Source organism: Agrobacterium sp. S7/73 (genome assembly GCF_019355535.1).
GTDB lineage: Bacteria > Pseudomonadota > Alphaproteobacteria > Rhizobiales > Rhizobiaceae > Agrobacterium > Agrobacterium tumefaciens.
On the sequence record NZ_CP072137.1, the window covers coordinates 1481959 to 1503545 of the forward strand.

Consider the following 21587-nt stretch of genomic DNA (forward strand, 5'->3'; position numbering starts at 1 on the left):
TGTTCAAGCCTCAGTGAAGGTTCGGTTGGGCACCGGCGCCCTTTTCGTCGATGACATAGCCCTTTTCGAACCGGTCGAGCCGGTAGGCCTTGGCCGTATCATGCGGGGTATCCGTGGCCAGCAGGTGCGCGAATGCATAGCCGCTGGCCGGCGTCGCCTTGAAGCCGCCGTAACACCAGCCGGCATTGAGATAGAGGCCCTTCACAGGCGTGTGGTCGATGATCGGTGAACCGTCCATCGACATGTCCATGATGCCACCCCATATGCGCAGCAGGCGCGCCCGGCCGATCATCGGCATCAGCGCCATGCCGCCCTCGGCGACATCTTCGATGACGGGCAGATTGCCGCGCTGGGCATAGGAATTATAGCCGTCGATATCGCCACCGAAGACCAGGCCACCCTTGTCGGACTGGCTGACGTAGAAATGGCCTGCTCCGAAGGTTATGACGCCCGGTATGGTCGGCTTCAGCCCTTCCGAAACGAAGGCTTGCAGCACATGGCTTTCAATAGGCAGACGCATGCCCGCCATGGCCATGACGCGGCCGGTCGATCCCGCCACGGCGACGCCGACCTTTCCGGCACCGATGTAGCCACGGCTGGTTTCCACGCCCTTGATCGTTCCATCCTCGATGCGAAATCCCTGGACTTCGCAGTTCTGGATAAGATCGACCCCTGCCAGATCGGCGCCACGCGCGTAACCCCAGGCAACGCCATCGTGGCGGGCAGTTCCAGCGCGGCGCTGGTAAAGGCCGCCCTTGATCGGAAAGCGTGCATTGTCGAAATTGAGAAACGGGATCATAGCGCGGAGATCGTCTTGCGCCAGCAGTTGCGCGTCCGCACCGGCCAGCAGCATGGCGTTGCCGCGACGGCGGTAGGCATCGCGCTGCGCGTCGGTGTGGAACAGGTTCACAATGCCGCGCTGGCTTACCATCGCATTGAAATTGAATTCCTGTTCAAGCCCTTCCCAGAGTTTCATCGAAAACTCATAGAATGGCTCGTTTCCGGGCAGCAGATAGTTTGAGCGGATGATCGTGGTGTTGCGCCCGATGTTTCCTGATCCCAGCCAGCCTTTTTCCAGAACGGCGATCCGCGACTTGGAGAAGGTCTTGGCTAGATAATAGGCCGTTGCAAGTCCATGACCGCCACCGCCAACAATGATGAAATCGTAATGAGGTTGCGGATCGGGGTTCCGCCACAGTGGGCGCCAGCCCTTGTGGCCGGTCAGGGCCTGTTTGAAAACCTGGAGAGCCGAATAGCGCAAATCTGTGTTCCTCGAAAACAGGGCGGTTGTCCAAGTTTATAGCGCGATACCGCACGATTTTTTTATCCGTGACGGACGCATTATTGTCCATTTTGGCCAAGTCGGCTAAGCTTGCCCTGGGGATTGTCTTGGAGCAGGTCATGCACGCCGAAGGGTCGATGTCGATCGGGTTCATACTCATTGAGGGTTATGCGCTGATGTCGTTGGCTGCGGCGGTTGAGCCGCTGCGCGCGGCCAATCACCTTGCCGGCAAAACGCTCTACCATTGCCGGTTTTATTCGGCGAATGGCGGGTTTGGCGCATCCACGTCAGGCGGAGGTTTTGATACCGCGCCCGTTTCGCGGGCTTTGTCTGAGAAGCTGGATCTGGTCTTCATCGTCGCGGGCGGAAATCCCATGCTCTATGAAGATCCGGCACTTGTGCGCAACCTGCGCACGCTCAACCAGCGGGGTGTCAAGCTCGGAGGCATTTCCGGCGGCGCGGCGATCCTTGCTAAATCCGGTCTGATGACGGGCAGACGTTTTACCGTTCACTGGACCCACATCGATCCGCTTAGTGAATATGCCAGCGATCTCCTGATCGAGCGTGCGCTCTACGTCATCGATCGCGATCGCTACACTTGCGCGGGCGGCGTTGCCGCCATTGACATGATGGGGGCTTTTATTGCGAAAGACCATGGTTCTGCCTTCGCGCGCGATGTCAGCGAATGGTTCATACATCCGCGTTTGAGAACGGCCGATGAGCCTCAGTTGGGCCGCGCCGGCCAACGTTTCAACGTCCACCACCCGGTACTCGAAGCTGCAATTGAACTCATGACGACCCATGTTGCGGATCCCCTGTCGCCGGAGCAGCTGGGCCAATTGTGCGGCAGCAGTATTCGCCAGCTCCACCGTCTGTTTTCCAGCCATTTCGACCAGTCCATGATGTCTTTTTACCGTGGTCTTCGGCTGGCAAAGGCGGATGAGCTGCTGCAGCAGACCTCGCTTTCGATCGTTGACGTGGCCTTGCTGACGGGGTTCTCGACCGCTGCCCATTTCACCCGTTGCTACACCCAGAAATACGGCGTCCCGCCCAGCAGAAGGCGTCGTGCCGGGAGAGATTTCGAGCAGCCGTCCGATGGTACCTGACGCCCTACCGGAACAGCGTGCGGTTTTTGCGATGACACTTCGGCAAGGCCGTGCGTCATGCCTGACGTGAAAGGGCCGTTTCGCGCTCCGCATCATGGATCAAGCCCATGATACCCTCGCTCATATCGGCATAGACGCCATTGTTTTCGACCACGCCTTTAACCCGATAGCGGTCCATGACAACAATGCGGTCGGCCAGTGCCACCATCTCCGGCATGTCACTGGTAATGACGAGAATGGCGGTGCCGCCGTCTGCAAGCTCGCGCAGCAGATCGTGCAGATAGGCCTTGGTCTTGATGTCGATGCCAACAGAAGGTTCGTCTACAATCAGCAGCTTCACGTCGGCGGCAAGCCACTTGGCGACGCTGATCTTCTGCTGGTTGCCGCCGGAAAGATTACCCACGGTCTGGCTCAGGCTCGGCGTCTTCACCTCAAGTTTCTGCAGGAAAGGGGTGACCGCCGCACGGATGCGGCTGTCGGAAAGCACGCCGAATGCGTTTGAGAGCTTGCGCCAGATGGGAACGCCCGCATTGGCGAGAACGGAATGCTGGAGAATGAGGCCGTCACCCTTGCGGTCCTCGCTGACGTAACCGACGCCGTATTCGTGGATGGCTTCGGCAACGGAGCGGATGCGGGCCGGGCGATCTTCGATCCGGACTTCGCCCTCCGTGACGGCGAATTTACCCATGATCGATTTTGCCAATTCGGTGCGCCCAGCGCCCACCAGCCCGTAAAGGCCGACGATTTCACCCTTGCGCACGGAAAGACTGACATCGCGATGGCCGATTGCGGTAGAAACACCTTTGAGTTCAAGCACCAGCGGATTGTGCTCGACCGCGCGTTTGCGCCAGCCACCGCCGCCTTCGGCACGGCCAATCATCAGGCGCACCAGGTCCTGGCGTCCGAGACCTTCCATCGACCGGCTTTCGCAGGCGTTTTCGCCATCCCTCAGCACCGTCACCCGGTCGCAAATGTCGAGAACCTCCTCCAACTTGTGGCTGACGAAGACCAGGCTTGCGCCATCATCGCGCAGGCGGCGCAGAATGCGGAAGAGGTTGTCCGTTTCGCTCGGGGTCAGCGATGTCGTGGGTTCGTCGAGCAAAAGAACCCGGCTTTGCAGGGAAAGCGCCTTCGCAATTTCCACGAGCTGCATTTGCGCAACGGAAAGCTCGGATACCGGCATCGCCGGATCGACTTCCAGATTGAGAGCCTGCAGCCAGCGGCGTGCGTCGCGGTTCAGCGCGGCGTAGTCGATGGGTTTGAGATAGTGCGCCCCAAGCTTTTCCATGTGGATATTCTCGGCAATCGAGAAGCGCGGGATGAGGTTGCGTTCCTGATGGACGACACCGATGCCGCGGGCAATGGCCTCGCGCGGGTTGCCGAAGCGTACTTCCTGCCCATCGACAAGGATTTGGCCACTGCTCTGATGGTGGACGCCGGTAATGACCTTGATCAACGTCGATTTGCCGGCGCCGTTCTCACCTAGCAACGCGTGGATCGATCCCGGCTCCAGCGAAAGATTGACGCCCTTGAGCGCCCGAACGCCGGGAAACACTTTTTCGATGTTGCGCGCCTGAAAAACAGGTTGCTTGTCCATGATGTCAGGCCTTTCCTGTCTTTTTGCCGAGATGCGTTTCGCGCAGGCGGTTGATGCCGACGGCGGCGAGGATCATTGCGCCAAGCACCACCTGCACGAGGAACGGATCGATGGAGAACAGCACGAGTGCCTGCGTGATGATGGCAACGATGACGACGCCGAGCAGGGTCGCCCCCACGCTGACATGCCCGCCAGCCAGTACGGCACCGCCGATAACGGGTGCGGCAAAGGACAGGATGAGCCAGTCATCGCCAATGGACGGCTGGCCGATCTGCAGGCGGGATACGAGCAGAATGCCGGCGACCGACGCCAGGAGGCCGGAAATGCCGTGCGCCACAATCATTGTCGTGCGGATCGAAATGCCGGAAAGCTCTGCCGCATGGCTGTTGCCGCCAATGGCAAGGATGAAGCGGCCTATCGGCTGGCGGCGCAGCATGAACCACAGCGCGAATGCAATGATGATGGTGGGTGCGGCGAGCCACGGAACCGGGCCAACGAGCAGTGCCGAGCCGAAGGCTTTCACCGATTCCGGCACGCCGTAGAACGGCTCCGCCCGGGTGATGCCGAGGTTGATACCCTTGTAGATCGACAGGGTCGCCAGTGTGATGACGAAGGCGGAAATGCCTGTGATGGCGATCAGCAGACCGTTGAGCATGCCGCAGACAACACCGATCAGTACCGCAGCAATGGCGGCCACCGGTGCCGGAAGCCCCCAGACCTGCATCAGTCCCGCAAAGGATATTGCCGCCAGTCCGCCGATTGCGCCCACGGACAGGTTCATCTGGCCAATGGCAATGATGATCATCTGGGAAAAGGCGATGAGCGCATTGACCGCGATTGCAAGAAGCAAAATCTGGATGTTGAAGGAAGAGAGGAAGTTGGGGCTGAAGCTGCGGATAAGCGCGATTGCCAGCACCGTGACCAATAGAGGGCCGAACCAGTCGGTTCTGGCAAGTCGTAGAAGGGTGTTGTCGGTCTTCATCGTCCAGTCCTCAAGCCAGGTTACGTCGGGCGAGATAGCTTCGCCGCGCCTTGTCCATCAAAACCGCTAGCAACAGCAGCAGGCCGAGAAATGTCTGGACCCAGAATTCACCGAGCTGAAGCAGCAGCAGGCCGCTGGTGAGCATGGTGACCAAAAGTGCGCCAAGACAGGTGCCGAGCACCGAAACCTTGCCGCCCTGCAAAAGCGTGCCACCGAGAACCGGGCCGAGAAATGCTGGCAGAAGCCAGTCCTGCCCAAGCTGGCCTGCCATGGAAGGAATGGCGGCGCCCGTGCGCGTCACCAGCATCAGGGCGGCGAGTGCTGCAAGCAGGCCCGACAGCATGTGACAGGCAATGAAGATACGGTCGACCCGAATGCCGGAAAGTTCCGCCGCTTCCGGGCGTGCGCCTGCCGCCAGCATTTCGCGGCCAAGAACGGTGCGTCGGTAGAGAAAGGACAGGGCAAGCGCCGTTGCGAGCGTGACGAGAAGCAGCGGCGAGAAATAGGTCGCGAGCTTCATTTTTCCGAAGGCGGCGAAGATCGGCGGTAGGCCACGGTAGGCCTCGGCGCGCGTCAGGAAGATCATCACGCCGAAAAAGATGCTCATGGTGGCAAGCGTGATGATGAAGCTGTGCAGCCCCGTGCGGATGACGGTCCAGCCATTGACGAAACCGAGCGCCGCGCCGGTGGCGAGACCGCCAATGAGGGCGAGCGGCCACGGCACGCCAAGCACCTCGATCAGATAACCACAGGCCATGGCCGCCGAGACGCCGATCGCTCCAACGGCAAGATTGAGGCCGCCAGTCACGATCACCGCCATCATCGACAGGCCGATCATGATGTTGATCGCGGCACTGCGACCAAGCGTGAACAGATTGAAAGGCGAAAGGAAGCCGCTGGCCGCGACGCCAAAAATGACGGCGAAGACGACGATCAGCAGAATGAGGCCAAATTCATTGGTCAGAAAAAAGCGGCCTTGCGAAAGGCTGGACCCCATACGTCTGTCGCCCTCCTGCGAGCCCTTTGTGAGCAAAGTATCGTTCACGGTCATGAAACTGTCCCGGTATTGGTTCGCCCGAAGCGCCTGCGCGGGTCGCCTGGTCATTGCGCTGCCGCCTGAAAGAATATTTTCTGGCGGGGCAGATTGCCGGGCGCGGTCGTTTGCCGCCCGGCAATTGCTCAAGGCATGATTAGTTGCAGCTCAGATAGGTCGTATCGAAGTTGGTGAGCAGCTTTTTAGTCTCGGCGCGCATGGCATCGATGTAGTTGTCCACCTTGGCGGCATCGACATAGGCGGTGCCGGAATCGATGAACTTGGTCGTCAGCGCATTGGATTTGAACGGCGCATCTTCTTTCACCTTGCAGCCGGCCTGAAGTTTGCTCAGTGCAAACGCGCCGATATAACCCTGGCCATAGGGGTTCTGAAGCATCGTGCCGTCGACGAAACCGTCCTTGATCGCTTTCAGCACGACTTCGTCGTGGTCGATGCCGACCATGTGGATACGCTTGTCGCCGATCTTGCGCAGTGCGTTGGAGGCAACGACAGCAGGAACCCAGGCTGTGGTCACGATACCGTCCACTTCGGAAGCGTGGGCGGCCAGGTAGGCGCTGATCTTTTCTTCCGCCGGTTCCGGCGCGTCGATATCGGCGATGACCTGAACGACCTCGGCGCCGGCTTCGTCAGCTGCCTTTTTTACGGCATCGATACGAAGCTGGGTGTTGGGGTCAACAAGGAAGCCGGTGAAATGAGCGATGCGTTTTTTGCCCGCTCCCATCGCCTTGATCAGCTCCTTGGTGCCGAGATAAGCGGAATTACCGGTGTCGGTACCAAGGCAGAAGGCGGCGGGCGAGGGGTCCTTGAAGCATCCGGCGCCAGCAATCACATTCGCGCCGTTGCCGGTCAGTTCCTCTGCTGTCGAGACCGCGCCGACGGGATCGCCTGGGAAAATCAGGAAGCCGTTATAACCCTGGCTCAGAAGGCTTTCGAGAAGCTGGTTCTGCTGTGCCAGTTCCCACTTTTGCGGCACCTTATAGTCGGCGCCAGCCAGGCCGAAGTCCTTGGCCGCGTCCTTGCCGGCCTGTTCCCAGGCGGCGAAATAAGGGTGCGGACCGCCCGGAACGAGGGCGATCTTGCTGGCGTCCGCCGCCTGCGCGACACCGCACGCTCCCGCGCCGATGATTGCGGCAGCGACGAGGCTGCGCATGAAATACGTCATGTTTTTCTCCTCCATGAAACGGCCTGCTCCTTAAAAAAAGCGACTGGAACCTCCCTTAATCGCTCTTTCTCCCAACAGCCGACTTGCGTAAGCACCATGGACACTAGTATACTTGTATCCAAGTAGCAATGAGATTTTCACGACCGCCTTTTGAAGGGGAGCGTTCATGACGAAAAACACCACTGCCGGTTTCACTGGGCGCGGCTCTCATCAAGAGGCCCCCGGCTCCGGAATCGAAAGCGTGGAGCTTGTGGTCAATCGTTATGGCTCGGTTGCCGATCAGGTTCATGCGGCGTTGCGTCAGGCGATCGTCGAGGTCCGCCTAGCGCCCGGTGCGCCGATCAGTGAAAACTCGATCTGCCGTCAGTTTTCGGTGTCGCGCACCCCGGTGCGTGCCGCGATCCAGCGCCTGTCGGAAGAGGGTCTTGTGGACGTCTATCCGCAACTCGGCAGCTTTGTTGCGCCGATCAGGCTTGGCGAAATTCAGGACAGCCATTTTATCCGCCGTTCACTCGAAGTGGCTTTGCTGCGCGAAGTCGCGCCGAAGTGGACGAAAGAAATGAGCCGTACGATGCGCGACGTCATCGCCGAGCAGGAAAGAGTGATTGCCGCCAACGACGCATCCGGCTTCTTCCATGCCGACGAGGCGTTTCATCGCCTGCTCGGCACGTTTTCCGGTCGCGAAGGTGTCTGGCAGGCGATCCTTGCCGCCAAGGTGACCCTGTCGCGGTTCCATCGTTATTGGGCAAAGCCGGAACGATTGCCCGCCGTCATCGAAGAGCATCTGGCAGTCGTGGATGCTCTCGATCGTGGCGATGCCGAAGGTGCGGAAAAGGCGCTGGTGACGCATCTGGATATGGTTTTCGTGATCTACGAACAGTTGCCTGAAGAAGAGCGGAAGCATTTGTCCATTTGATAGTGGACGTGGAGGAGACAGAATGGAACTGAAACACAAGACGGCGCTCGTGACAGGCGCTTGTGGCGGCATCGGCCGTGCCGTGGTTGCGGCGCTGGTCGCGCAAGGGGCGAGGGTAATCGCCTTCGATCGCGACATCGAAGCTGTTGCGGCGCTTGCGGAGGGGTTTGGCGGTGCTTGTGATCCCGTCGCCGTCGATCTCGGCGATGCGACTGCGCTGCAGGCCGTCATGAAAGATGTCGCCAACCGTTTCGAGGTCATAGACATTCTCGTCAACAATGCCGGTGTGCTGTCGCCGCACAAGCTGGGAGCGACCACGCTTGATGACTGGCACAGGCTGATGGCCGTCAATCTCGATGCCGCCCTGCTGCTGACGCAGGCCGTCGTTCCCGCCATGAAGGAAAACCGCTGGGGGCGGCTGATCAACATCTCGTCCTATGCCTGGAAGTCCGGTGGCCTGACGGCGGGCACGGCCTATTCGGTCTCGAAATCGGCGCTGGTGGGCCTCACTTACTCGTCCGCTCGCGAACTTGCCCCTTTCGGCGTCACCGCCAATGCAGTCGCGCCGGCCTATGTGGTTTCGCCGATGATCATGGAGCAACTGTCAGAGGAAGACCGCCAGCGCCAGCTTGCAGCCATTCCGGTCGGGCGGTTCTGCCAGCCGGAGGAGGTGGCCCATACCGTAGGTTTCCTCGCCTCGCCGCTGTCCGGCTTCATGACCGGCACTGTCGTTGACATGAATGGCGGCCTGCAATTCGGCTGAGATACGGAGATAAATGACCATGACAGAACGCCTCTCGTCCCTTGCGTTGCCGCATCTGCCAAACGACGTCCTTTTGCCCGCCTATGACCGCAAAGCGGTGACACCGGGTATCGTGCATCTCGGCGTTGGCGCTTTTCACCGCGCCCATCAGGCGGTCTTCATCGACGATTGCCTGGCGCGTGGCGAAACCGGCTGGGGCATTGTCGCTGCCTCGCTGCGCAGCCCCGATACTCGCGATGCCATCGCGCCGCAGGACAATCTCTATACATTCTGCCTGCGTGACGGTGAAAACGAAACGCTGCGGATTGTCGGTTCAATCCTCGAGACCATCGTCGCTCCTGAGGATCCGGAGCGGCTGCTGCAAGCCATGACCGATCCGCGGGTCAGAATCGTCACGTTGACGGTCACGGAAAAGGGTTACCTCGCCGATTTGTCGGCGGGCACGCTTCTTCGTGACCATCCCGATGTCGTTCATGATCTGGCGCATCCGCAAAAGCCGCGCTCCGCGCTCGGTTTTCTGCTGGAAGCGACAAGACGCCGGCGGGCCGCCGGGGCTGTGCCGCTGACTTTGCTCTCCTGCGACAATCTTCCGTCCAACGGTCGCATCCTGCACCGTCTTCTGGTGGAGATGGCTGGTCTCACCGATAATGATCTCGCTGCCTTCATCGCGGAAAATCTCTCCTGCCCCTGCGTCATGGTGGACCGCATCGTGCCCGCCACCACCGCAACTGACCGCGAGCGTGTGACGGCGCGTCTCGGCTGCGAGGATGCCTGGCCGGTAATTGCGGAACCCTACTTCCGCTGGGTAATCGAGGATCGCTTTCCGCACGGTCGCCCCGGCATCGAGCTGTCAGGTGCCGAAATCGTTGATGAGGTCGAGCCGTATGAGCATATGAAGCTCAGGATGCTGAACGGCGCTCACACCGCCATGGCCGCAATCGGCCAATGCAGCGGGCTTGAGACGATCGCCGATATCTATGCCGATGCGCGTGTACGCGGTTACGTCGACCGTTACTGGCGGGAGGTTGGTTCGACATTGAGCCCGGCCGTCAGCGGACCGGACTATGTTGCCGGTCTGCGCCAGCGTTTCGCCAACCCCGCCCTTCGTCATCGCGCCGCCCAGATCGCCTCTGACGCTTCACAGAAAGTGCCGCAGCGCATTCTCGCGCCGCTTGCGGAGCTACGTGCCGCAGGCGCGCCGAATACGGCCGCTCTTTTTGCTGTTGCCATGTGGATACGGTCCTGCGCAGCGCTGAACGAGCGGGGAGAGGCAATTGTCATGGCCGATCCGGCATTTTCCGAATGGAGTGCACCCACCGGCAACGGCGAAGAGCAGGACGCGGTCATCGACCGGTTTTTAACATTCCGTCGCGTCTTCGGGCCTGAATGGCAGGCGGATGAGGCATTCGTAACGGCGCTTCGGGCGGTCTATCGCGACATCGTCCAATACGGCGCACTCGGCGCCATCGAACGGCATTTTTCGGAGGAGTAGAATATGAAGGAAACCTGGCGCTGGTTCGGTGAATCGGACCCCATCACCTTGCAGCATGTGCGGCAGACCGGCGCCAGCGGCGTTGTAACGGCGCTGCACCAGATCCCCGACGGCACGGCGTGGCCGGCCGAAGAGATCGCCAAACGCAAGGCGATGATCGAGGCGGCCGGTCTGGAATGGAGTGTCTGCGAATCCATTCCGATGGAACAGTCCATCAAGCGCGGCGATGCCGATGCGCCGAAGGCGATTGCGCGCTGGAAAGATACACTCTCCCGTCTCGGTCGCGCGGGTGTTCCCGTCGTCTGCTACAATTTCATGCCGGTGGTGGACTGGACACGCACGAACCTGCGCTGGCAGGCACGCAATACCGGATTGGCGCTGCGCTTCGAAATGGCGGATTTCGTCGCCTATGACGTCTTCATCCTGAAGCGTATTCGTGCTGCTGAAAATTACGATCCTGCGCTCGTGGCGCGAGCCGAAAAGCGTTTTGCGCAAATGAGCGAAGATGACCAGTCGCTTCTCGAGCGTAACATCATCGCCGGCCTGCCGGGCGGCGCCCTGGTGCAGACGCGCGAATCCATCGCCGCTCTGATTGCTTCGTTCGATGGCGTCGACAGCGCGACCATGCAGGGCAATCTTCTGGCCTTTCTGAGAGAGGTCGTGCCGGTGGCGGAAGAGGTGGGCGTGCATCTCGGCATCCACCCTGATGATCCACCGTTCTCCCTGTTCGGCCTGCCGCGCGTTGTGTCGACACCTGCAGATATTCGCGCCATTCTCTCGGCCGTTGAAAGCCCGAACAATGGCATCACCCTTTGTACCGGCTCCTACGGCGCCCGCAGCGACAATGATCTTGTGGCGATGGCACGGGAGTTCGCGTCTCGCATCAATTTCGCCCATCTTCGGAATGTGACCGTTGAGCCGGATGGTTCCTTCTTTGAGGACGATCATCTGGATGGCGGAAGGGACATGATTGGAGTCATCGAGGCATTGTTGCGCGAGGAGCGGGCCGCCGCCAAGGCTGGCCGCCGCACCAATATTCCAATGCGGCCTGACCACGGCCATCTGCTGGGTGATGACATCACCAAAAAGACCAATCCCGGATATTCCTACATTGGCCGCATGAAGGGGCTCGGCGAACTCCGCGGCGTCATCCGCACCATTGAGCGCCAGCTTCGCCGCGAGGAGGGTGCCGCATGAAAACCCGCAAACTTGGTCGCACGGCGCTGTCGCTGAGCGAACTTTCCTTCGGCGCGGCCGGTATCGGTAATCTCTATCGCAGCGTCAGCCGCGAAGATGCGATGGAGACGCTGCAAGCCGCCTGGGACGCCGGCATCCGCTATTTCGATACCGCACCCTATTACGGGCAGGGCCTTTCCGAACGCCGCCTCGGGGATTTTCTTCAGGGGAAACCACGCGACGAATTCGTGCTGTCCACCAAGGTCGGGCGGATTCTGAAACCGGCTGAAGCGGGCGTGACACCGGATTACGGTTTTGTCGATGCACTGCCTTTCGTGGTGGAATACGACTACAGCTATGATGGCATCATGCGCTCGCATGAGCAAAGCCTCGCCCGGCTTGGTCTCGGTTCAGTGGATATTCTCTATGTCCACGATCTGGAGGAGACCACGCTTGGGGAAGAGGCCTATCGCCATCATTTCAGGATATTCACCGAAAGCGGCATCGAGGCCCTGCACGAGTTGAAGGCGACAGGCCGGATCGGCGCGTTCGGTCTTGGCGTGAATGAGGTTCCGGCTTGTCTGAACCTCATGGAGATAGACGAGATCGACTGCATTCTTCTGGCGGGTCGTTACACGCTGCTCGACCGGTCGGCTGCAGCAAAGCTGCTGGGGCGTTGTGCGGAAACCGGCACCTCGCTCGTCATCGGCGGCGTCTTCAACTCTGGCATTCTTGCGACGGGTGCAAGGCCGGGTGCGACTTTCAACTATAGTGAAGCAGCAGCAGATGTCATGGAGCGGGTGCGCGCCATGGAGCTCCACGCTGCCGGGCACGGGGTTGCACTTGCGGCCGCTGCCCTGCATTTTCCGCTGCAAAATGCCGATGTCGCAAGTGTCCTGATCGGCACCGCAAAACCGGACAGCCTTTTGCGCAACCTGTCTATTTTCGAAACGGCCGTGCCGGACGCCGCCTGGGCGGGTTTCGACGCGCTCGCCCTCGAAAATTGACCGCAACGACAGGGAGGAGGACGCCATGGATCTGATCGATACTCACCAGCATCTGATCTTGCGAGGCAAGCTCGGTTATGCCTGGACACGAGGGGAGCCCAGCCTTGCGGGAAGCTTCACCCAGGCTGATTACGCAGCGCTTGTCGAGGGATGTGGCGTAGTGGGTACGATCTTCATGGAAAGCGGGGTGGATGACGGCGACTATCAGGCTGAGGCTCGCCTCATCGCCAGCATGATCGGCGAGGGTGGCTTGCCGATGTTCGGCCAGATCGCCAGTTGCCGACCGGAAACGGATAATGGTTTCGAAGCCTGGCTGGAGGAGTGCCGCCACCTCAACGTGGTCGGTTTCCGGCGCATTCTCCACGTTATGCCCGACGACCTCAGCCGCGAGGAAAATTACCGACGAAACGTGCGCACGATTGGAAAGGCCGGATGGCCGGTCGATCTGTGTTTTCATTCCCGCCAGCTTGCCATTGCCGCCGAACTTGTCGGGGCCTGCCCCGATGTGCGCTTCATGCTCGACCATTGCGGCACGCCGGACATTGCCGGAAACGATTTTCGGGAGTGGAGCGGGCGTATGGCCGACTTGGCGACGCTGCCCAATCTCTTCGTCAAACTCTCCGGCATCACCGCCTATTGTGCACCGGGATGCGCGACGCTGGAAAGCGTGACACCCTATGTGGAAACCGTGATCAACCTGTTCGGACCTGAGAGAATGGTCTGGGGCGGCGACTGGCCGGTGGTCGATCTCGGCTCGGGTCTACCGGAATGGATCGGTATGACGAGTGAGCTTCTTTCAACGCTCTCGCCCGACGAGCAGGCATCGATCGGCCACCGCAATGCCAGACTGTTTTATTTGGCGACATAGCTTGCAGCTTTTCATGCCGATTGTGCATTGCGTCGGCCGGATATGCCAAGAAGCGCGCCGGCGCGCGCTTCATACGCCTGTGCTTTACTCGGCTGGCTGCGCTGCGGTTGTCGTCGCAGAGCGGTTGGTCTCTCCAGAAAGGCTGCGCTGACCGAGGCTGATAATGGTGACTGTCGACAGGGTGGCGGCAATCGATACCCAGAAGCCGTTGCTCGGGCCGAAATTATCGATCACCCAGCCGGAAATGAAGGCGCCGAGCGCCATGCCGATACCGATGCCGGTCATCACCCAGGTCACGCCTTCCGTCAGCATCGATTCCGGGACGCGGCGCTCGATCAGGCCAAATGCCGTGATGAAGATGGGAGAGATTGCAACGCCGCTGAGGAATACGGCGAAGGCAAGCAGGGAAACTGTCGTGCTTGCAAAGAGGAGCGGCAGCGCGGTGAGCGCAAGGACGCTGACGGCGATCAGCAATTGCCGTTGCAGCGGCATTTTGGGGTTGATCGCGCCCAGAAGCAGGCCGACGACAAACGAACCGATGGCATAGACGCCGATGACGAGGCTGGCAGCTTCCGGTTGACCGAGTTCTTTGGTGATGGCAACGGCACTTACCTCGGCTGTGGCGAAAGTGGACCCTACGAAGATCAGGGCGACCGTGATGATCTGGACCGAACGCAGCCGGATAGCCGAATGTTGCCTGCTGCCACTTTCAAAACTGCGTACCTTGGGTTCGGTCGATCGTTGCAGCAGAAAGGCAAAGGTACCGAGTGCCAGCGAGGCGGTGCTGATCATCATACCTGCTTCCGGAAAGAGTGAGACCGCGAGACCGACGGAGAGCGAGGCGCCGGCGATGTAGACAAGTTCGTCGGCGGCGGATTCAAATGCAAAAGCAGTGTTCAGCTCAGGCCGGTCACGGAAGATTTCCGTCCAGCGGGCGCGCATCATCGCGGGAATACTCGGCATGGCCGCGGCGAGGAAGGCCGAAAGAAAGAGCGTCCAGGCAGGCCATCTCTGGTTGGTCGCGATAATCAGGATAGCAAAGGCGATGACCGATATGATGGTGGCCGGGACAAGGACGCTGCTCTGGCCCTTGCGGTCCACCAATCGGGAAATCTGCGGCGCAACCGCGGCATTGGTCAGCGCGAAGGTTGCCGAGACCGCACCGGCAAGCCAATATTCACCATGGGTCTGGGAAAGCATGGCGACGATGCCGATCGGTGCCATCGCAATCGGAAGACGGGCAAAGAAGCCTGCGGCGGAAAAGCCTTTGGCGCCCGGAGCCCGGAAAATTTCTCTATATGGATTAGACATCGGGATGCACCTTGTTTAGGGAGTACCCACCACAAACATACGTGGCGTATGCAAATGAAATAATTGCATACGTCGCGTATGTCAACTAGTATACGCGACGTATGTAGAATTCGGAGAAAAAATGCGCAAACCTCGCAGTGAAATGATTGCCGAGACGCGGGCGAAGCTTCTGGTCGCTGGCCGCAAGGCATTTGGCAGCATCGGCTATGCCGACGCTTCGATGGACGACTTCACTGCCGAAGCAGGGCTGACCCGCGGCGCGCTTTATCATCATTTTGGCGACAAGAAAGGCCTGCTGCTGGCGGTTGTGGGTGAGATCGACGCCGAGATGACGAAAAGGCTCTGTGACATCTCGTCTAGGGCCGCGACGCGTTGGGAGGGTTTCGTTGAGGAAAATGTCGGTTACATTCTCATGGCTCTGGAGCCGGAAATCCAGCGGATCATGTTCCGTGATGGGCCAGCCGTTCTCGGCGACCCTTCACGTTGGCCAAATGCCAATGGTTGTATCTCGGCCGTTGCGCGAAGTCTCGATGCGCTGAAGCAGGAAGGGACGATCGTCGACATTGATCCGGAGGCCTGTGCGCGTTTCATCAATGCGGCGAGCAGCAGTGCAGCCCAGTGGATCGCGAATTCCGACGACCCCGAAACGACCTCGAAACGCGCCGTCGACAGTTTCCGCACCTTTCTGGAAGGGCTGAGGATCACACGCTGATCCGCTTGTCGCCGGTTCTGCGTACACATCAGTGTCAATCTCGTTCCGGCTGAGTGGGTAACCCTGAGCCGGCGATATTCCCCGAAGCGCGCTGAGCGAATCGTGCTGTCTCTCTCCCCCGTAGACTCGTTGGCGCGCCAGGGATGATAAGAAATTGCGGGCTCATCGATACAGTTTTTCCTCCTTGAAGAAAAACCGGCCGATCCGGCTGATTTCTGTTTACTTTTGTCGAAATTGCATCGCATCACGCTGTTTGAATTCGCTCTAAGGCCTTTCGCAAACTACGGAGGATGAGATGAAAGCACTGGTGCTGGAAGAAAAAGGAAAGCTCTCGCTCAGGGAGTTCGACATTCCCGGCAAGCTCGGACCCAAGGATGTGCGCATCCGTACCCATACCGTCGGGATTTGCGGCTCGGACGTCCATTATTATACCCATGGCAAGATCGGCCATTTCGTTGTGCATGCGCCGATGGTGCTGGGCCATGAAGCTTCCGGAACGGTAATCGAGACCGGTGCCGAGGTTGCGCATCTGAAGCCGGGTGATCGCGTCTGCATGGAGCCGGGCATTCCCGATCCGACCTCGCGCGCCTCCAAACTTGGCATTTACAATGTTGATCCGGCGGTCAGCTTCTGGGCAACGCCACCCGTTCACGGTTGCCTGACACCGGAAGTCATTCATCCCGCCGCCTTTACATACAAGTTGCCCGACAACGTTTCCTTTGCCGAAGGCGCCATGGTGGAACCCTTCGCCATCGGGATGCAGGCAGCGCTCAGGGCGCGTATTCAGCCCGGCGATGTTGCCATCGTGACGGGCGCCGGTCCGATCGGCATGATGGTTGCGCTGGCGGCGCTAGCCGGCGGTTGCGCAAAGGTTATCGTTGCCGATCTTGCCCAGCCGAAGCTGGATATCATCGCAGCCTATGACGGCATCGAGACCGTCAACATCCGCGAACGTGACCTGTCGCAGGCCGTGGCTGATGCGACGGATGGCTGGGGTTGCGATGTCGTTTTCGAATGCTCTGGCGCTGCACCCGCCGTGCTCGGTATGGCGAAACTCGCACGTCCCGGCGGCGCCATCGTCCTCGTCGGTATGCCGGTCGATCCGGTGCCGGTCGATATCGTCGGCTTGCAGGCAAAAGAGCTGCGGGTGGAGACGGTTTTCCGCTACGCCAATGTGTATGACCGTGCGGTCGCTCTCATCGCGTCCGGCAAGGTCGATCTGAAGCCGCTGATCTCCGCGACCATTCCCTTCGAAGACAGCATTGCCGGTTTTGATCGTGCGGTGGAGGCAAGGGAAACGGACGTGAAGCTGCAAATTCTGATGCCGCAATAATCCCTTCCGGCAAGCCGCCTGCCGATGCAGGGGCGTCAAAAACCCTTCGGAAAAGTATAAGCTCGACCTGCTGGTGATCGGCGGGTCGAGCTTTAAAAAATCATCACATCGATCTTTAAGATGCGCATTTTCTGGGCGTATGGCGTGCAACTGCGCGAAAAAATGGGCGCAACCGCTGGCTTAGTTGTCGGCGGATGCACGGCACTCTTCAATTTCTGACAAAAAACAGTCAAAAAAGTATCGGTAATTTCCCCGGTATGATGTGGAAGTAAATGTGCCGCAGGCCATATGCTCCCCATCAACGCCTGGGACGAGCCATAAAGAGGAATGGCTTTGCTCCGCGAATACGGCGGACGTGACCGATGGGAGGAAACATCGATGCAGCCCGATCTGGAACTGGTACATATCCGCAAGGGCGAATCCTTCGCCGCCTGGCGGCATGGCTATCCGTTCCGCACCGTGCGCTGGCATTACCATCCCGAATATGAAATTCATCTGGTCGTGGCGACGTCAGGCACGTTCTACATTGGCGATTTCGTCGGTCGCTTCGGCCCGGGCCAGCTAATCATGACTGGCCCAAATCTCCCTCAAAACTGGATCAGCGAGATCGAGCCGGACGAGATCGTTCCCACGCGCTCTCTCGTCATCCAGTTTCCGGAAGCTTTTATCGAGGATGCCTGCGCTTCCATGTCCGAGATGGAGGTAGTTCGCGCCCTTCTGGACCGCAGCCGCCGCGGCATTCTGTTCGACGATGAGACCAGCGATCGCGTTCGCCCGCTGATACTGCGTTTGATCGAGGCGCAGGGGTTGAAGCGTCTTGCGATTTTTTGGGAAATTCTCGATCTGCTGGTCAATGCGCCGGCGCCCGAGGTGCTGGCGAGCCTGAGCTACGAGCTGGACCTGACGGGCATCGGCGATAGCGGCATCAACCGCGCCTTGTCGCATCTGCGCCAGCACCTGACCGAACAGGTCGAGGAAATCGATCTGGCCGACATGGTTGGCCAGAGCCAGAGTGCCTTTTCCCGTGCCTTCAAGCGACATACGGGAACGACTTTGGTGCGCTATCGCAATCAGCTGCGCATCGATCTGGCCTGCCAGATGCTTCTGGTGGATCAGGACGTGAAGGTGGCGGAAGTCTGCTACGACGTGGGCTTTTCAAACCTTTCGAATTTCAACAGGCATTTCCTGAAGCTGAAGGGAATGTCGCCATCGAGGTTTCGTACGGTGTTCGCGGCCCAGAAGGCAGCGGTCATGGCGGATTAAACCAAGATACATCGCGGATTTTTCACCAATTCGGGCAGAGGACTGTCCGGAAACGGGCTCTTATTGCCCAGATTTTCCAAACGGGAGGAAGTTACTATGAGAATGAAATCCAAGTTCCTGATGGCATCGGCCGCACTTGCAATGATGGCCGCTCCGGCATTGGCACAGGACAAGCTGAAAATCGGCATGACGTTCCAGGAACTGAACAACCCCTATTTCGTGTCCATGCAGGAAGCGCTGAAGGAAGCCGCGGCAAGCATCGGCGCTGATGTTGTCGTCACCGACGCCGGCCACGATGTGGCAAAGCAGATTTCCGACGTGGAAGACATGCTGCAGCAGAAGATCGACATCCTGCTTCTGAACCCGACCGACAGCGCCGGCATCGAAGCCGCCGTGCACGCTGCCAAAGCTGCCGGTGTGATTGTCGTTGCTGTCGACGCCAACGCAAACGGCCCGGTCGACACCTTCGTCGGCTCGAAGAACCGTGACGCAGGCTACAAGTCTTGCAAGCATCTCGGTGATGCGCTCGGCGGCAAGGGTGAAGTTGCAATCCTCGACGGTATCCCGGTCGTGCCGATCCTGCAGCGCGTCGAAGGCTGCAAGGCAGCGCTTGCCGAATTTGCCGACATCAAGCTTGTCGACACGCAGAATGGTCGTCAGGACCGCTCCGTTGCGCTCGGCGTCGTTGAAAACATGATCCAGTCCCGTCCGAACCTCGCCGGTATCTTCTCGGTGAATGATGGCGGCGCAATGGGTGCACTCGCTGCGATCCAGGGCTCCGGCAAGGACATCAAGCTGACCTCGGTTGATGGTGCTCCCGAAGCTGTGAAGGCAATTGCCGACGGCGGCCCTTTCATCGAAACGACCGCGCAGTTCCCGCGTGACCAGGTGCGCGTTGGCCTTGCCATGGCGCTTGCCCAGAAGTGGGGCGCCCGCGTCGTTCCGAAGGAAGTACCGATCGACGTCATGGTCGTTGACAGCAAGAACGCCGGCGACTTCAGCTGGTAAGAATTCCTCCCCAGGTCCCGTCCCCGCCTCGTGTGGGGGCGGGACATGTCCCGACCATCGAGGAGGGTAAAATGCTGGAACTGAATGGAATAAGAAAAAGCTTCGGCAAGATCGAGGTCCTGCGCGGCGTTGACCTGCAGGCGCGCGCCGGCGAGGTGCATGCGCTTCTGGGAGAGAACGGCGCTGGCAAGTCGACATTGATGAAAATCCTGTGCGGCATTTTGCAGCCCTCGGAGGGCACGATCCGCATTGATGGAAAGGACCGCCGCTTCGCCAATTACGACGAGGCGATTGCCGCCGGTATCGGCATCGTGTTTCAGGAATTCAGCCTGATCCCCTATCTCGATGCGGTCGAAAACATGTTTCTGGCACGCGAAATCCGCGGACCGCTGCGCCTGCTGAACAAGCGTGCGATGCGTAAACGTGCCGCCGAAATCATGAGCCGTCTGGCCGTGGACGTTCCGCTCGATGTGCCGGTGCACCGCCTTTCCGTTGCCCAGCAGCAATTCGTGGAAATTGCCAAGGCGCTTTCACTCGATGCCCGTATTCTCGTTCTCGATGAGCCGACTGCGACGCTTACCCCGTCCGAGACCGAGCATCTCTTCAAGGTCATGCGCGAGCTGCGGCGTCAGGGTGTCGCTATCATCTTCATTTCCCATCATCTCGAGGAAATATTCGAGATCTGCGACCGCATCACCGTCCTGCGTGATGGCGAACTCATCGCCTCCTGCCTCACCTCTGACGTCGATAATGACCGTCTGGTGGAGATGATGGTCGGCCGGCGCATCGAGGCCAATTTTCCGCCCAAACCGAAGATCGATACAGCTGCGCGCAACGTGATCGAGGTCGAAGAGCTTCAACTGAAAAAAGGCGGGCCGGTCTCGCGCTTTACCCTGCGGCAGGGTGAGATACTCGGTTTTGCCGGGCTTGTCGGTTCCGGGCGCACGGAAACGGTGCTGGCCATGCTTGGCGCGCATTCCGCTTCGCGCCGCAAGATCAAGGTCGATGGCGTCGAGACCCGCTTTTCCGGCCCGGATGAGGCGCTGATGCGCGGCATTGGCCTGCTGCCGGAAAGCCGCAAGGAAGAGGGTCTGATCACCAGTTTCTCCATCCTGCAGAACATCTCCCTCAACAACTATCGCAAGTACCAGAAGGCTCACTGGTTTATCGACCTGAAAAAAGAGCTGGAGCACACGAAAAAGGCGATGGCGCAGGTTCAGGTCAAGGCACAGGGACCCTATGCCCGCGTGGACACGCTGTCCGGTGGAAACCAGCAGAAGATCGTTATCGCCCGCTGGCTGAACCATGACATGCGCGTCCTGATCTTCGACGAACCGACGCGCGGCATCGATGTCGGCGCGAAGGCGGAAATCTATGCGCTGATGCGCGAATTCGCAGCCAAGGGCTATTCTATCATCATGATCTCTTCGGAGCTGCCGGAAGTGATCGGCATGTCGGACCGCGTCTGCGTGTTCCGCTCCGGGGGCATCGTCGCCACCGTCGAGGGCGCAGACATCAATTCAGAAACAATAATGACAAACGCCACCACCGGGAGGGTTGAACATGTCGCTTGATGCAAATGCCGGCATTGCCGAAAAGACGAGCGGTTTCGGCCTTGGCAGCATGCTGCGCTCGCCACTCGCCCTGCCTCTGGCGGGCCTGATTGTCGTATCGATCCTGATGGGTCTTGCGAGCGACAATTTCTTCAGCGTGAACAACATCATGAACGTGCTGCGACAGGTTTCAGTCGTCGGCATTCTGGCCGTGGGCATGACATTCGTCATCCTCACAGGCGGCATCGACCTGTCGGTCGGCGCGGTCATGGCGCTTGTCGGCACGTTGTCTGCCGGCCTGATGGTGAATACCGGCCTGCCTGCGTCGCTCGCCTTGCCGGCCGGGCTGTTCATCGGACTTGGCATCGGTATCTTCAACGGAGCACTTGTCGCCTGGGGCAAGATGCCGGCCATCATCGTCACGCTTGCGACGATGGGAATGGCGCGCGGTCTCGGCCTCATCTATTCCGGCGGTTATCCCGTCAGCGGCATTCCGAGCTGGATTTCCTGGTTTGGCGTCGGTCGCGTTGGCGTCGTGCCGGTGCCTGTTATCATCATGGTGGTGATCTACGCCGTGGCCTGGGTGCTTTTGCAGCGTACGGCTTTCGGTCGTCATGTCTATGCACTCGGCGGCAACGAGTTGGCCGCGCGCCTCTCCGGCGTCAAGACCCGGCGCGTCAAGCTTGCCGTCTATGGTATCTCAGGCGTGACGGCAGCGCTTGCAGCTCTCATTCTGACCGGCCGGCTCATGAGCGGACAGCCCAATGCGGGTGTCGGTTTCGAGCTGGATGCCATTGCGGCCGTGGTTCTCGGCGGCACGGCGATTGCCGGCGGACGCGGGCTCATTCTTGGTACCCTTATCGGCGCGGTGCTGCTCGGCATCCTGAATAACGGCCTCAATCTCATGGGTATCAACCCTTATCTGCAGGATGTCATCAAGGGCGGCATCATTCTGCTCGCCATCTATATCGGGCGCGACTGGCGTTGAGCCCACACGTCATA

The 21587-nt window shown here is 59.7% G+C and carries 19 protein-coding genes; 13 read left to right on the plus strand and 6 right to left on the minus strand.

Annotated elements, in window-relative coordinates:
• Positions 1–10: 10 nt before the first annotated feature.
• Entirely contained in the window at positions 11–1261 is a 1251-nt protein-coding gene (locus J5276_RS21800) for a sarcosine oxidase subunit beta family protein (RefSeq protein WP_003518227.1), read from the minus strand.
• A 140-nt stretch (positions 1262–1401) separates the two neighbouring features.
• Here J5276_RS21800 and J5276_RS21805 point away from each other — a divergent pair, with 140 nt between their 5' ends.
• The gene (locus tag J5276_RS21805; RefSeq protein WP_065705754.1) at positions 1402–2388 is read left to right on the plus strand and encodes a GlxA family transcriptional regulator; all 987 of its coding nucleotides are present in this window, start codon (positions 1402–1404) and stop codon (positions 2386–2388) included.
• 55 nt (positions 2389–2443) lie between these two features.
• Here J5276_RS21805 and J5276_RS21810 read toward each other — a convergent pair whose 3' ends face one another.
• The 4 genes from J5276_RS21810 to J5276_RS21825 form a co-directional block, all read right to left on the minus strand.
• Positions 2444–3985, minus strand: coding sequence for a sugar ABC transporter ATP-binding protein (locus J5276_RS21810; RefSeq protein WP_019566868.1), 1542 nt, complete (start codon positions 3983–3985; stop codon positions 2444–2446).
• A gap of 4 nt (positions 3986–3989) precedes the next feature.
• Positions 3990–4967, minus strand: a complete 978-nt coding sequence (locus J5276_RS21815; RefSeq protein WP_019566869.1) for an ABC transporter permease — start codon at positions 4965–4967, stop codon at positions 3990–3992.
• A gap of 10 nt (positions 4968–4977) precedes the next feature.
• Complete coding sequence (locus J5276_RS21820; protein WP_019566870.1) at positions 4978–6018, minus strand: ABC transporter permease; 1041 nt, start codon at positions 6016–6018, stop codon at positions 4978–4980.
• A 139-nt stretch (positions 6019–6157) separates the two neighbouring features.
• The gene (locus J5276_RS21825; protein ID WP_019566871.1) at positions 6158–7198 is read right to left on the minus strand and encodes a sugar ABC transporter substrate-binding protein; all 1041 of its coding nucleotides are present in this window, start codon (positions 7196–7198) and stop codon (positions 6158–6160) included.
• A 151-nt stretch (positions 7199–7349) separates the two neighbouring features.
• Between J5276_RS21825 and J5276_RS21830 the strand changes: the two genes are divergently transcribed.
• Genes J5276_RS21830 through J5276_RS21855 form a run of 6 tightly spaced genes read left to right on the plus strand, consistent with a single transcriptional unit; the run spans position 7350 to position 13405 of the window.
• Complete coding sequence (locus tag J5276_RS21830) at positions 7350–8099, plus strand: GntR family transcriptional regulator (protein ID WP_019566872.1); 750 nt, start codon at positions 7350–7352, stop codon at positions 8097–8099.
• A gap of 22 nt (positions 8100–8121) precedes the next feature.
• Positions 8122–8862, plus strand: coding sequence for an SDR family NAD(P)-dependent oxidoreductase (locus J5276_RS21835; RefSeq protein WP_003518213.1), 741 nt, complete (start codon positions 8122–8124; stop codon positions 8860–8862).
• Positions 8863–8881: 19 nt separating this feature from the next.
• Complete coding sequence (locus J5276_RS21840) at positions 8882–10354, plus strand: mannitol dehydrogenase family protein (RefSeq protein WP_065705832.1); 1473 nt, start codon at positions 8882–8884, stop codon at positions 10352–10354.
• Positions 10355–10357: 3 nt separating this feature from the next.
• Positions 10358–11551 (plus strand): mannonate dehydratase, encoded by a 1194-nt coding sequence (uxuA, locus tag J5276_RS21845; protein WP_209159652.1) that lies wholly within the window; start codon positions 10358–10360, stop codon positions 11549–11551.
• Entirely contained in the window at positions 11548–12537 is a 990-nt protein-coding gene (locus tag J5276_RS21850) for an aldo/keto reductase (protein ID WP_065705758.1), read from the plus strand. The genes uxuA and J5276_RS21850 overlap by 4 nt, the downstream gene beginning before the upstream one ends.
• Before the next feature lie 25 nt (positions 12538–12562).
• Positions 12563–13405, plus strand: coding sequence for an amidohydrolase (locus tag J5276_RS21855; protein ID WP_060642853.1), 843 nt, complete (start codon positions 12563–12565; stop codon positions 13403–13405).
• A gap of 84 nt (positions 13406–13489) precedes the next feature.
• Here J5276_RS21855 and J5276_RS21860 read toward each other — a convergent pair whose 3' ends face one another.
• Positions 13490–14716, minus strand: a complete 1227-nt coding sequence (locus J5276_RS21860; protein WP_065705760.1) for an MFS transporter — start codon at positions 14714–14716, stop codon at positions 13490–13492.
• A 121-nt stretch (positions 14717–14837) separates the two neighbouring features.
• On the opposite strand from J5276_RS21860, the gene J5276_RS21865 reads away from it, so the two are divergent.
• From J5276_RS21865 to J5276_RS21890, 6 genes are all read left to right on the plus strand, one after another.
• Positions 14838–15428 (plus strand): TetR/AcrR family transcriptional regulator, encoded by a 591-nt coding sequence (locus tag J5276_RS21865; protein ID WP_065705762.1) that lies wholly within the window; start codon positions 14838–14840, stop codon positions 15426–15428.
• A gap of 295 nt (positions 15429–15723) precedes the next feature.
• Positions 15724–16761, plus strand: coding sequence for an NAD(P)-dependent alcohol dehydrogenase (locus tag J5276_RS21870; RefSeq protein WP_019566879.1), 1038 nt, complete (start codon positions 15724–15726; stop codon positions 16759–16761).
• A gap of 378 nt (positions 16762–17139) precedes the next feature.
• Entirely contained in the window at positions 17140–18024 is an 885-nt protein-coding gene (locus J5276_RS21875; protein WP_003518205.1) for an AraC family transcriptional regulator, read from the plus strand.
• Positions 18025–18120: 96 nt separating this feature from the next.
• Positions 18121–19032: an ABC transporter substrate-binding protein gene (locus J5276_RS21880; RefSeq protein WP_013762239.1), complete on the plus strand. Its 912-nt coding sequence runs from the start codon at positions 18121–18123 to the stop codon at positions 19030–19032.
• 71 nt (positions 19033–19103) lie between these two features.
• A complete protein-coding gene (locus tag J5276_RS21885; RefSeq protein ID WP_065705766.1) occupies positions 19104–20606 on the plus strand; it encodes a sugar ABC transporter ATP-binding protein in 1503 nt (500 codons plus the stop codon).
• Positions 20596–21573: an ABC transporter permease gene (locus J5276_RS21890; RefSeq protein WP_174012288.1), complete on the plus strand. Its 978-nt coding sequence runs from the start codon at positions 20596–20598 to the stop codon at positions 21571–21573. The genes J5276_RS21885 and J5276_RS21890 overlap by 11 nt, the downstream gene beginning before the upstream one ends.
• The last annotated feature ends 14 nt before the right edge of the window (positions 21574–21587 follow it).